The 12764-nt window shown below is 73.2% G+C and carries 7 protein-coding genes; 3 read left to right on the top strand and 4 right to left on the bottom strand.

The genetic code is table 11. The annotated features are described in order from the left end of the window. Positions 1 to 9: 9 nt before the first annotated feature. The 4 genes from ABZ453_RS10770 to ABZ453_RS10755 all read right to left on the bottom strand — a co-directional run bounded on the left by ABZ453_RS10770 (position 10) and on the right by ABZ453_RS10755 (position 7695). Positions 10 to 891, bottom strand: coding sequence for a carbohydrate ABC transporter permease (locus tag ABZ453_RS10770; RefSeq protein ID WP_208785405.1), 882 nt, complete (start codon positions 889 to 891; stop codon positions 10 to 12). Beyond that, positions 888 to 2240, bottom strand: coding sequence for a sugar ABC transporter permease (locus ABZ453_RS10765; protein WP_359013704.1), 1353 nt, complete (start codon positions 2238 to 2240; stop codon positions 888 to 890). Before ABZ453_RS10765 ends, ABZ453_RS10770 begins: the two co-directional genes overlap by 4 nt. Before the next feature lie 10 nt (positions 2241 to 2250). Beyond that, positions 2251 to 3633, bottom strand: a complete 1383-nt coding sequence (locus tag ABZ453_RS10760) for an ABC transporter substrate-binding protein (protein WP_359013761.1) — start codon at positions 3631 to 3633, stop codon at positions 2251 to 2253. Positions 3634 to 3798: 165 nt separating this feature from the next. After that, positions 3799 to 7695, bottom strand: a complete 3897-nt coding sequence (locus tag ABZ453_RS10755) for an FHA domain-containing protein (protein WP_359013759.1) — start codon at positions 7693 to 7695, stop codon at positions 3799 to 3801. A gap of 431 nt (positions 7696 to 8126) precedes the next feature. Here ABZ453_RS10755 and ABZ453_RS10750 point away from each other — a divergent pair, with 431 nt between their 5' ends. The 3 genes from ABZ453_RS10750 to prfB all read left to right on the top strand — a co-directional run bounded on the left by ABZ453_RS10750 (position 8127) and on the right by prfB (position 12481). Continuing rightward, positions 8127 to 9794, top strand: coding sequence for a serine/threonine-protein kinase (locus ABZ453_RS10750; protein ID WP_359013702.1), 1668 nt, complete (start codon positions 8127 to 8129; stop codon positions 9792 to 9794). Between the two features lie 120 nt (positions 9795 to 9914). After that, positions 9915 to 11150: a serine/threonine-protein kinase gene (locus tag ABZ453_RS10745; RefSeq protein ID WP_359013700.1), complete on the top strand. Its 1236-nt coding sequence runs from the start codon at positions 9915 to 9917 to the stop codon at positions 11148 to 11150. Positions 11151 to 11374: 224 nt separating this feature from the next. Then, positions 11375 to 12481: a peptide chain release factor 2 gene (gene prfB / locus ABZ453_RS10740; protein ID WP_356766300.1), complete on the top strand. Its 1107-nt coding sequence runs from the start codon at positions 11375 to 11377 to the stop codon at positions 12479 to 12481. Positions 12482 to 12764 lie beyond the last annotated feature (283 nt).

The raw sequence follows: 12764 nt of genomic DNA, 5'->3' as shown, positions 1-12764 counted from the left end.
CCTCGGGGGCTACTTGACGGCGCCCGCCATGACCCCGGAGACGAACTGCCGCTGGAACGCGAAGAACACGACCAGCGGGATCACCATCGAGATGAACGCGCCGGGTGCCAGCACGTCGATGTTGTTGCCGAACTGCCGTACCTGCTGCTGGAGTGCGACGGTCAGCGGCTGCGACTCCGAGTTGGAGAAGACCAGCGCGACCAGCATGTCGTTCCACACCCACAGGAACTGGAAGATGCCCAGCGAGGCGATCGCCGGGGCGCCGAGGGGGAGGACGACGGTGAGGAACAGCCGGGTCTCGCCGGCGCCGTCCAGCCGTGCCGCTTCCAGGAGTTCACGGGGGATCTCCGCGAAGAAGTTGCGCAACAGGAAGATGGCGAACGGCAGTCCGAAGCCGACGTGGAAGAGGACCACGCCGATGATGTCGCCGAAGATCCCGATCTTGCCGAAGAGGTCGGCGAGCGGGATCAGCGCCACCTGGACGGGCACCACGAGCAGCGCGACCACGACCAGGAACCACCAGTCGCGGCCCTTGAAGTCCATCCAGGCGAACGCGTATCCGGCCATCGCGCCCAGCAGCACGACCAGCAGCGTCGCCGGGACGGTGATCCACACGGTGTTGAACAGCGCGTGCGTGATCGCGTCCTTCTCCAGCAGCGACTGGTAGCTCTTGGCGGTCAGCTGGCTGGGCGCGGTGAACACCTTCCACCAGCCCGAGGTGGCGATGTCGGTCGGGTCGCGGAACGAGGACACCAGCAGCCCGAAGGTGGGCACCAGCCAGAACACGGCGACCACGATCAAGAAGACCCGCAGCACCCCGCCCGCGGCGCCGCTCGCCACCCGCGCGGCGAAGGAGCGCTTGGCGCGCACGGTCGAATCGAGGGCGGTCACCGTTGCCTCTCCCTTCGCAGACGCCGGATGTTGACCCACATCACGGGCAGCACCAGCAGCAGCAGGATGACGCCGATCGCGCTGCCGACGCCCTCGTTGCCGCCACCGCCGAACGACGACAGGAACAGCTGCAGGGCAAGGACGTTGGCGTCGTCCTGACTGGGCTGCGGGGCGATGATGTAGACCAGGTCGAAGATCTTCATCACGTTGATCATCAGCGTGACGAGGACGACGACCAGGACCGGCGCGAGCAGCGGCACCGTGACCCGCCGGAACACCTGCCACTCGTTGGCCCCGTCGACCCGGGCCGCCTCCAGCAGGTTGCGGTCGACGCCGGCGAGGCCCGCCGCGATCAGCACCATCGCGAAGCCCGCCCACATCCACACGTACGCGCCGATGATCGCCGGCGTCACCAGCGTCGGGCCGAGCCAGTCGATGCCGCTGTAGGGCGCGGAGAAGTTCGAGGCGGGCAGCCGTACTTGGGCCCCCTCGGCCTTCGCCGGCAGGGTGAAGGTGCCGTCCGCGCCGCTCTTGGCGGAGGCGACCACCTTGCCGCCCTTCACGGCCTCCACCTTGACGCCCTTCAGCGCCTTCTCACCCGGGTCGACCTTGCCCTTCGTGCCGCCGCCGCCCAGCTTGAAGTCCAGCCAGACGGTACCGGTGATCCCGCTGCCGGTCGCCGCCCTGGCGTTCTCCGGGTTGCCGGGGAGCCGGTTGGGCGCGATGCCGACCAGCGGCAGCATCACCGGGGTGCCCGCGTGCACCGTCCCGGTCGAGGTGAACGAGCCGCCGCCGGACGGCTTCAGGTCGCTCGCCGTCGCGTTCGGCCGGGCGTCGGGATAGACCGACGACGACACGAACGTGTCGTGGATCGACTTCGCGACCGCGTTCGCCGCGCCCAGGTTGGGGTCCTGCTCGTAGACGAGACGGAAGATGATTCCGGCCGCGAGCATCGAGATCGCCATCGGCATGAAGACGATCAGCTTGAACGCCGTTCCCCAGCGCACCCGTTCGGTCATCACCGCGAAGATCAGCCCGAGCGCGGTGACGACGGCCGGAGCGACCGCCACCCAGATCGCCGTGTTGCGGACGGCGGTCAGGGTGCGGCTGTCGCTGAAGATGTCGCCGTAGTTCTTCAGCCCGACGAAGCCTGAGCCGCCGGCGTCGTAGAGACTGCGCCAGACCGAGTACCCGATGGGGTAGACCACGAGCGCACCGAGCAGCACGAACGCGGGCAGCAGGAACAGCACCGCCACCCACAGCCGTGTCCCCGTGACGCTCTTGCGCGGTTGGGCGGCGGGCGTCGGCAGTGCGCCGGCGCCCCCCGTCGCTTTCGCCACAGACGTCATGGCCCGACCGTCAGCCGGCGCCGTACGCCTTGGCGGCGTCGGCCTCCAGCTTCTGCTGGGCGCCCGCGACGTCCTTCGGGTTGCGCAGGAAGTCCTGCAGGTCCTTCCACTCGCCGATACCGGCCGTGCCGCCGAACGCCGCCGGCGCCTGGTCGGACATGTCGAAGCGGAAGCTGTCACCGGCGGCGAGCAGCTGCTGGGCGATCTGCTTGGTGATGGCGTCCTTGTAACTGGACATGTCCATCTCCTTGTTGGGGGAGAGGATGCCGCCCTGCGCCGCCCAGATCTGCGCCGCGTCCGTCGACGCCAGGAACGTCAGCAGGGCCTGCGCCCCCTCACCGCCCTTCAGCGCCACCGCCACGTCGCCGCCGCTGACCACGGGGGCCTGCGAGCCGACCGCCGGGAACGGGAACACCTTCGCGTCCGTGCCCAGCTTCGCCTTGGTGTCGCCGTTGATGTTCGCCGCGACGAAGTCGCCCTCGAAGACCATCGCGGCCGGGGTGTCGCCGGAGAAGGTCTGCGTGACCGACTTCGGGAACTCCGTGTTCAGCGCGCCCTTGGTGCCGCCCGCGATCAGGTCGTTCTTGCCCCACAGCTGGGCGAGCGTGGTCAGGGCGTCCTTGACCGAGGGATCCGTCCACTTGATCTTGTGGGCGGCCAGCTGGTCGTACTTCTCCGGACCCGCCTGCGAGAGATAGACGTTCTCGAACCAGTCGGTGAGCGTCCAGCCGTCCGCGCCGCCGATCGACACCGCCGGGGAGCCGGCGTCCGACAGCGTCTGCGCGGTGGTGAGGAAGTCCTTCCAGGTCTTCGGGGTGTCCTTGAGGCCGGCCGCGTCGAAGGCCTTGGTGTTGTACCAGACCAGCGACTTGTTGGCGGCCTTGGCGTAGACGCCGTACTGGGTGCCCTTCCAGGCGCCGAGGTCGACCCAGCCCTTGGAGAAGTTCTTCGTCAACTGGGCCTTGGCGTCCGCGCCGAGCGGCTTGAGCCAGCCCTTGTCCGCGAACTGGTGCAGGACGCCGACCTGGGGCAGGAACGCGACGTCCGGCGGCTGACCGCCCTGGATCTTCGTACCGAGGAACGTGGACGTGTTGTTGCCCGTCGGCACGAAGTCGATCTTGGCGCCGGTGCGCTTCTTGAACTCGTCCATGACCTTCATGAAGTTGTCCTGCTCGGCACCGGTCCAGACGGCGGCGACCTCCAGCGTCTGGCCGTTGAGCTTGGGGAGTTTCAGGCCGCTGCCACCGCCGCTCGCGCTCGGCGAACTGCCGCCCGAGCCGCTGCTCTTGTTGTCGCTGCCTCCGCAGGCGGCCAGCGAGAGCGCCGCCGCGAGGAGGGCGGCCGTGACCGCGACGGTCCTGCGTTTCCGGTTCCTGGTGCTCGTACTGCGCATCATTGCCCCGTTCTTCGTTCGTCGTCGAACGTCGAGCGCTGTCCCGTGCGATCTGGTCTACGCCGCGGGGTTGAGGGCGGCAAGACCGCGTGATGTGTCAACCGGGGGATCGTGACCGCCTCGTGACCAGGTGTCAGGCGGGCGCGCGGACACGCCCCGGACGGGTCACAGCAGCGAGGGGACCTCCGTGGCCGAGACCTCCCGGGCCGCCCGCTCCAGAGCGCTGGCGAGGAGGGCCAGGTCCGTCGGGCCGTTGCCCAGTTCCCGTACGGGGCGGCGGGTCGGGGGGTCGCCCATGCGGGGCCAGTCGAGCGGGACGACCGTGGGGCGCTGGGTCGCCGTGCGGGGGATACGGCCCGTGACCCGGCCGCCCTGGAAGGGCAGCGCCCGCCCGTCGGACCAGGTCAGCCGGCCGCGCCCGGGGGCGGGGTCGTCCGGGCCGGAGTCCGGGGCCTCGAGGGTGACGCGCAGGGTGGCCCGACGGGCCGGCTCCGACTCCGCGGTACGGCCGCCGGGTCCGGCCGCGGCGACCAGATGGACGCCGAGCCGCTCGCCCTCCCTCGCCACCGCCTCCAGGGCGCGTATCACCGAGCCCGCGGCGGGGCGGCCCGGGGAGCCGAGGGCGGGGGAGACGAGGGCGTCCAGGTCGTCCACGACCACGACGAGACGGGGCAGCGGGGGCGCGGCCTCCGTCTGCCGGCGGGCCGCGCCGGGGCGCAGCCGCATCGTCGCGCTGGGCGGGGTGTCGAGGTCGGCCGCGCCGGTGCCGCCGGGCGCCGCGCCGCGGGACGGTGTGCCGCGCTGGGCCACCATGCGGCCCGACAGCGCGCGGCCCGTGTGCCACTCGGCGAAGTCGGAACGGCCGAGCAGCTCCGCCCGGCGCTTCAGCTCCGCGCTCAGCGACTGGGCGAACTCCCGCATGCGGACGGGGTCGTTGGCGGTCAGGTGGGTCGTCACGTGCGGGAGGTCGGTGCACACCCGCAGGCCGTCCGACTGACCGTCGATCAAAACGACGCCGAGCCGGTCGGGGCGTTCGGCGGCGGCCAGCGACGCGACGACGGCCCGCAGCAGCTCGGTGCGGCCGCTGGCCGCGGGGCCCTCGATCAGCAGGTGCGGTCCGTCGGCCGTGAGGTCCACCGAGACCGGGCCGCGCGGCCCGGCGCCGAGTACGGCCCAGGCCCGTCCGCCGAGCGCGTGCGGGTCGTCCGCCGCGTCGGCCCAGCGCGCCATCAGGGATGCCGGGGTGGCCCTCGCCAGCCCCAACTCGTCCAGCAGCCGCGCCGACTGGGGCAGCGGCACGGACACGCGCGTGTCCCGCTCGACCCCGGAACCGTCCGGCCGCAGCGGTGCCAGGGCCCGCGCGAACCGCTCGGCCCAGGCAAGCGAGACGGCGTCGACGGCGGCGACGGTGCCGGGGGATATGGGGCCGGCGTGGGAGGGGCGGACCGGGGTCGGTTCGGGGGAGTGAGGGGGTATCGCGGCCGGGCTCGGGGAGGTACGGGGGCCGCCCGTGCCGACGGCAGCGGCGGAACCGGTACCCGCGTCTGCGCCCGGGGATGAGGCGGTGGTGCCGGTGCCGGTGTCGTGGCCGGGGGTTGAGGTGGCGGTGTCGGTGCGCCTGCCATGGCCGGGGGTTGAGGTGGTGCTGCTCGTGCCGCGGCTGGGAGCCGCCGTGCCGGGGGCGGGGGCGGGGGCGGGGACGGGGGCTGGGGCTGGGGAGCCTGCGTCCGGGCCTGCGGCCGAGATGCCGGACCCTGCGCCTGAGCCGGTGGTGGCGTCGGCGGTGATGAGACGGTCTGCGGGGGTCGTCGAGCCGGTGCGTGCTGACGCGGCCTCGGCCGCTTCGCCCGTCCCGTTCCCCGTCGCCGCCCCGCTCCTGGCGACCCGCATCAGCCGCAGTGCCGTCGCCACGTCGCCGCTGAGCAGGGCCACCGCTCCGCACGCACGGAACGTCGGGGCGATCGAGCAGGCCGCCTCGTACGTGTCGGTGACCGGGGACGCGGGCGACGCGGGTGCCGTCTCGGCGAGACAGACGACGTGGATGCCGGCCTCGGGGCCCCGCAGCGCGAGCCGTGCCACCGCCTCGCGCACCGTGGCGCCTCCGGGGTCGCCGTCCACCACGAGCACGGTGTACGGCCCGGCGAAGGCGGCGCCGTCCTCGTCGTCGGTCCGCGCCCAGGAGGGCCGGCGGACGGGTTCCTGCCGGGACGGACGCAGCGGGGCCGGGCCCGCCTCCGTGAGCTGGTCCTCCAGCCGGCGCAGGAGTTCGTCGGCGCGGGCCGTGGCCTGTTCGCGGTCGTAGGCGAGCAGGAGACGGCAGTCCTGCCCGTGGCCGGGGCGGAGATGGGGGAGCCAGCCCAGCCAGGACCACTCGGCGGTGCGCTCCTCCAGGGGCCGCGCGCGGTCCGCGCTGATCAGGACGATCTCCAGGGTCTGCGGGGAGTGCAGCGCGGCGAGCTGGGCCACGACCGCGCGGGCCAGCCCCGAGAGCCGGTTGCGGGGGCCGGCCAGGCCCAGGGCGCCGACCTCGCGCAGGTCCGCCGTCACCGGTACGGCGGGCAGCAGCCCGGAGCCGTCGGGCGCGGCCCGGTCCGCCGTGCCGAGCCGCACCGTGAGCGCCTCGGGGTGGGCGGGGCCGCGCTCCCACAGCCGGGGTCCCGGCCCGAGCGCCGTCAGCAGCAGGGCCGCCGGGTCCGGCCAGGTCTCCGGAGCCTGGGGGCCGACGGCGACCGGGGCGGGCCCGTCGGAGGTGACGGGGGGTGCGCTGTCCTCGTCGTACGCCTGCTCGGGCACCGCCTGCTCCGCACGGCTTCCGGCCAGCCGCCGGGCCCACGCCGACAGCCCCCCGCGCCTGCGCACCCCCTGCGGAATGTCGGTGCCCCGCAGGGGAGTGCCCTTGCGGCGGGCGGTCGCGGGGGTGGGGCCGATGAAGGAGCCGCCTTCGGCGCGTGCGTGTGCGTCGGCGCCTTCGAGCGGATGCGTGCCGGTGCCCGACGGCTCGTCGGCGCCACCTCGCGGGCGCGTCCCGGACGGTCCGCCGTCACTCGCCGGGCCGTGCGTGGCGGCACCGGGGTCCGACTCCAGCGCCCCGAGCCGACCCGCGTGCGTCTCCCCCGTGTCGTACGGCCCCGCTGTGCCGTACTCCGTCGCGTGGCCGTCGCCCGCACCCGTGCCCGTCTTCTCGATCCGCGGTGCCCCGCCCTGGCCCGGCACCACGACGGGCTCACCGGTCCCCGCGCGTACACCGCGCGACGGGGTGGCCGTGCCGCCCCCGTCCGCCACGCGTGCGTGCGGCACCGCCGGCGCCCCGCCCACGCCGTCCGCACCGCCGCCCGGTGCCGAACCGCCCAAGCCCACCGTGGCGCCCCCGGCCGCCCGGCCCGTGCCGTCGGCGGCGCTCCCGGAGGGAACCCGTACGCAGCCCTCGCCGTCCGGTGTCGTGGGCACCCGCGCCCCCGGTCCGCCCGCCGGTGCCAGCCGCAGGGCCGACTCGCCGATCCGCAGCAGCGCGCCCGGGGTGAAGCGCACCGGGCGGGTGCTCACCCGGCCGCCGTTCAGGGTCGTGCCGTTGGTGGAGCCGAGGTCGGCGACCGAGACGCGGCCGTCGGCGGCCACCGTCACGGCGCAGTGGACTCGGGAGACGTCCGGGTCGTCGAGCGGGACGTCGGCGTCGGCGGAGCGGCCGATGCGGATCTCGCCGCCGTGCAGCAGATGGACACCGCCCGCGTCCGGGCCCGCGACCACGTGCAGCTGGGTCGGGGCCTCGTCCAGCTCGGGGTGCGGCTCGGGCTCGGCGGGCGCGCCCAGCGCCAGCACCGCGCCGTCGATCAGCGGGGGCTCGCCCAGCGTGCAGCGCCGGTCGTCGAGCCGTTCCCCGTCGGCATACAGCACGACGGAGCCGGCCGCGGCGGCCTCCCCGGAGACCGCCGAGGCCAACGCGGAGGCGACCGCCGCCAGGGCGGTGCCGGCCGGTGCGGTGACCAGCATGTCGCAGCTCGCGGCGCGGCCCCGCGCCCGGTCGGGCGGGCCCAGCGGGTCCACGACGGTCAGCCGGATCTGCATCGCCGTCAGCGATCCCTTCTGCGCGGGCGCGGCGCGGACGCGGACTCGGGGAGATCCGTCGGACACTCCCGCCCCCCACCCCACACGAGCCCCACCCCACACGAGCACGTCGGCCAGTACGGAAGGCATCCTCGCACCTGCCACTGACAACACGCCCATGCCCCGGTCCCAAGTGATCTTGATTGGTCAGCTCTGCCCCCAAAAGTGCCTGACCAGTGGTGCGCGGGTGATCAGTTGAGATCGGTCACGTCCGGGCCGCGGCAACCGGCCGACCGGGTCGAGCGTCTTTCCTTCGAACGGGGACGGGAACCGGTACGTAAGTGGCACCGGAAGAGACAACGGAAGAGGCACGGAAAGCGGACAGGATGCCGCCCGGCGTGGCGGCACTACAGTGGGTCGGAACAGCAGGCAAGCGACAGGGAGCGCATGACGTGCGGCCGGTAGGCAGCAAGTACCTCCTGGAGGAGCCGCTCGGACGCGGCGCCACCGGGACCGTCTGGCGAGCCCGCCAGCGGGAGACCGCGGGGGCCGAGGCCGCCGTGGCCGGCCAGCCCGGCGAGACCGTCGCGATCAAGGTCCTCAAGGAGGAGCTGGCGAGCGACCCGGACATCGTGATGCGGTTCCTCCGCGAGCGGTCCGTCCTGCTGCGGCTGACCCACCCCAACATCGTCCGGGTGCGTGACCTGGTCGTCGAGGGCGATCTGCTGGCCCTCGTCATGGATCTCGTCGACGGTCCCGACCTGCACCGCTACCTGCGCGAGAGCGGCCCCTTCAGCCCCGTCGGCGCCGCCCTGCTCGCCGCCCAGATCGCCGACGCGCTCGCCGCCAGTCACGCCGACGGCGTAGTCCACCGCGACCTGAAGCCCGCCAACGTGCTGCTCGCGCAGAACGGCGGCCAGATGCACCCGATGCTCACCGACTTCGGCATCGCGCGCCTGGCCGACTCCCCGGGCCTGACCCGCACCCACGAGTTCGTCGGCACGCCCGCGTACGTCGCGCCGGAGTCCGCCGAGGGCCGCCCGCAGACCTCCGCGGTCGACATCTACGGCGCCGGGATCCTGCTGTACGAGCTGGTCACCGGCCGTCCCCCGTTCTCCGGCCAGTCGGCGCTCGAGGTCCTGCACCAGCACCTGAGCGCCGAGCCGCGCCGCCCCTCCACCGTCCCGGACCCGCTGTGGACGGTCATCGAGCGCTGTCTGCGCAAGAACCCGGACGACCGGCCCAGCGCGGAGAACCTCGCCCTGGCCCTGCGCGTGGTCGCCGAGGGCATCGGCGTGCACGCGAACTCCGCGCAGATCGCCGCCGCCGAGGGCGTGGGCGCCCTGCTCGCCCCCGACCCGCAGCCCGCCGCCGTCCCCGGCTCCGCCGACCCCACCCAGGTCCTGCCGCACGGCGCGGGCGCCTACGACCCGAACGCCGCGACCAACGTCCTGCCGACCACCGGACGCCCCGGCCCCGTCGGCGCCGCGGACCCCACCGCCGTACTCCCGAACACCGGGGCCGCGGACCCGACCGCCGTCATGCCGCCCGTGCCCCCGGGGCAGCAGCCCGAGCAGCCGCACCCCTGGCAGACCCAGCTGCGCGCCGCCCGCGACCGCAACGAGCAGACGCAGGTGCAGTACCTCGACCCGAACGAGGACCCGCTGCGTCGGCGCCCGCAGCGCCAGGTCGCCCGCCCGCAGCAGCCGCCGCCGCGCCCCCAGCAGCAGCGCCCGCCGCAGCGCGCCCCGCGCGGTCAGCAGGGGTACGGCTACCCGCAGCAGCAACAGCCCCAGCAGTACGCGCCGCCGCAGCACCAGCAGCCGCAGCGGTACGCGCCCGCGCCCGAGCCGCAGCGGCCGGTCCGCGAGCCCCGGCAGCCGCGTCAGCCGAGCCCCAACCGGATGAAGATCCCCGGGCTCGGCTGCCTCAAGGGCTGTCTGTTCATGGTCGTCATCCTGTTCGTCGCGGGCTGGCTGGTGTGGGAGCTGACCCCGCTGCAGGACTGGATCGGCACGGGCCGGGGCTACTTCTCGGAGCTCAAGCACTGGTACGACAACGTCAGCGGCTGGATCGGTGATCTGGGCAGTTCGTCCGGAAGCGGTGGCGGCGGCAACTGACCGCCCCGACCGTTGGCTTGGTGATTTGTCGACATCTGGCGGGTGATTTCCGTCTCCACGGTGAAGGCCGGCCCCTTTGACGCGTAGCTTTGGCGACAACACGCGTCAGTAGGAGCAGTCTTGGGACGGAAGATCGGCAGCCGGTACACCGCCAACCAGATCCTGGGGCGGGGCAGCGCCGGCACGGTGTGGCTGGGCGAGGGTCCGGAGGGGCCCGTCGCCATCAAGCTGCTGCGCGAGGATCTCGCGTCCGACCAGGAACTCGTCGGCCGCTTCGTGCAGGAGCGCACGGCGCTGCTGGGCCTGGAGCATCCGAACGTCGTCTCCGTCCGTGACCTCGTCGTCGACGGCAACGACCTGGCGCTGGTCATGGACCTCGTGCGCGGCACCGACCTGCGCACCCGCATCGACCGCGACCGGCGGCTCGCGCCGGAGGCGGCGGTGGCGATCGTCGCGGACGTGGCCGACGGGCTCGCCGCCGCCCACGCGGCCGGGGTCGTGCACCGGGACGTGAAGCCGGAGAACATCCTCCTGGACATGCAGGGCCCGCTCGGCCCCGGCGGCGCGCACCCGGCGCTGCTGACGGACTTCGGCGTGGCCAAGCTGATCGACTCGCCGCGCCGCACCCGGGCCACGAAGATCATCGGCACCCCGGACTACCTGGCGCCGGAGATCGTGGAGGGGCTCCCGCCGCGGGCCGCGGTGGACATCTACGCCCTCGCGACCGTGCTGTACGAGCTCCTGGCGGGCTTCACGCCGTTCGGGGGCGGCCATCCGGGAGCCGTGCTCCGGCGGCATGTGACGGAGACGGTGGCGCCGCTGCCCGGCATTCCCGACGAGCTGTGGCAGCTCCTCGTCCAGTGCCTGGCCAAGGCCCCCGCCTCCCGGCTGCGCGCCTCCGAGCTGGGCGTACGGCTGCGGGAGCTGCTGCCGCTGGTCGCGGGGATGCCGCCGTTGGACGTGGACGAGCCGGACGTGGAGCCGGCGGAGGAGGCCGAGGAGGCGCAGACCGTGCCGGCGGGGGAGCCGGTGCGGCGGCGGGGCGCGGTGCCGCTGGTGCCGGGCGCGAAGCCTGCGGACTCCAACCGGGACACTCACACGTCGATGCGGGTGCCGGGGCCGGACGAGCTGGCGGGCGGTGCGCGGGGCACGGCGCGGGTGCCGCGGGCGGCCGGGGCGCCGCGGCCGGGGTCGGCGCGGCACCGGGCCGTGACACGGCGTCGGCGGCTGGTGCTGGGGGTGGCGGCGGTGGTGCTGGCGGCCGCGGTCGGGGTGGGCACCTGGCTCGCGACGTCGGGGGACGACGCGGGGGCGTCACCGCAGGACACGAGGCATTCGGCGCCGGCGTCGCCGTAGGGCGGGCGGCTTCTTCCGCCCCCGCCGCCCCTGCCCGTCGCGTCCCCAGGGGGCGCGCCCCTTCGACCCCGCTCCCGGGGGCTGGCCCCCTGACCCCCGCTCCTCAAACGCCGGAGGGGCTGAAATGCGCCACCGGAGGGGCTGGATGTGGCACCGAGGGGCTGGCGGGGCCGGACACGAGATGGTCGGGCGAGGACGGTTGCCACAGCCGTTAGGCTGGAGGTGTGGCAGTCGTCGATGTATCCGAAGAGCTCAAGTCCCTCTCCTCGACCATGGAGTCGATCGAGGCCGTTCTGGACCTCGACAAGCTGAGGGCAGACATCGCCGTGCTCGAGGAGCAGGCGGCCGCGCCGTCCCTGTGGGACAACCCGGACGAGGCGCAGAAGATCACCAGCAAGCTGTCCCACCTCCAGGCCGAGGTCAGGAAGGCGGACGCGCTGCGCGGCCGGATCGACGATCTCGCCGTGCTGTTCGAGATGGCCGAGGAGGAGGACGACCCGGACACCCGCGCCGAGGCCGAGTCCGAGCTCGCCGCCGTCAAGAAGGCGCTGGACGAGATGGAGGTCCGCACGCTGCTCAGCGGCGAGTACGACTCCCGTGAGGCGCTGGTCAACATCCGCGCCGAGGCCGGCGGCGTCGACGCCGCCGACTTCGCGGAGAAGCTGCAGCGGATGTACCTGCGCTGGGCGGAGCAGAAGGGCTACAAGACCGAGCTCATCGAGACCTCGTACGCGGAGGAGGCCGGCATCAAGTCGACCACCCTCGCCGTGCACGTGCCCTATGCCTACGGGACCCTCTCCGTCGAGCAGGGCACGCACCGGCTGGTGCGCATCTCGCCCTTCGACAACCAGGGGCGCCGGCAGACCTCCTTCGCGGGCGTCGAGGTCCTTCCGGTCGTCGAGCAGTCCGACCACGTCGAGATCGACGAGAGCGAGCTGCGCATCGACGTGTACCGCTCCTCCGGGCCCGGCGGCCAGGGCGTCAACACCACCGACTCCGCCGTCCGCATCACCCACCTGCCCACCGGCATCGTCGTCTCCTGCCAGAACGAGCGGTCGCAGATCCAGAACAAGGCCACCGCGATGAACGTCCTGCAGGCCAAGCTGCTGGAGCGGCGCCGGCAGGAGGAGCAGGCCAAGATGGACGCCCTCAAGGGCGACGGCGGCAACTCCTGGGGCAACCAGATGCGGTCGTACGTGCTGCACCCGTACCAGATGGTCAAGGACCTGCGCACGGAGTACGAGGTCGGCAACCCGGAGGCCGTTTTCAACGGCGAGATCGACGGGTTCCTCGAGGCCGGAATTCGCTGGCGCAAGCAGCAGGAGAAGTAACTCCCCCCATCGCTTTGTCGACATGACAACTGCCGTCCACCGGGCGGCAGTTGTCGTTTGTCTGGGTTTTACATCACACTCACAGGTTCCAACTCCCAGTAAAAGACGTGCATCTGGACATTGCGCGCGCAACGGCCTTGACGTTGCTGTGAAAAGTGGGAAGGGTGAAGCGTGGCATGCGTATCTCTGGGGCGCATGTGAACCGGGGGAACGCGCAAGCCTGCCACCCCCGTCGATCACGGCCCCCGAGCGCCGCCTCGACGACGATGAGCTACTGGGGGTA

This window comes from Streptomyces sp. NPDC005799, from assembly GCF_040630525.1.
Classification (GTDB): Bacteria; Actinomycetota; Actinomycetes; order Streptomycetales; family Streptomycetaceae; genus Streptomyces; species Streptomyces griseorubiginosus_B.
The sequence above is the reverse complement of the archived record's forward strand: the minus strand, read 5'-3'. Positions and strand labels throughout refer to the sequence as shown.

Excerpts from the sequence above, each read along its gene's own strand:
- ABZ453_RS10765 (WP_359013704.1), bottom strand. The coding sequence starts at position 2,240 with ATGACGTCTGTGGCGAAAGCGACGGGGGGCGCCGGCGCACTGCCGACG.
- ABZ453_RS10755 (WP_359013759.1), bottom strand. The coding sequence starts at position 7,695 with ATGCAGATCCGGCTGACCGTCGTGGACCCGCTGGGCCCGCCCGACCGG.
- ABZ453_RS10760 (WP_359013761.1), bottom strand. The coding sequence starts at position 3,633 with ATGCGCAGTACGAGCACCAGGAACCGGAAACGCAGGACCGTCGCGGTC.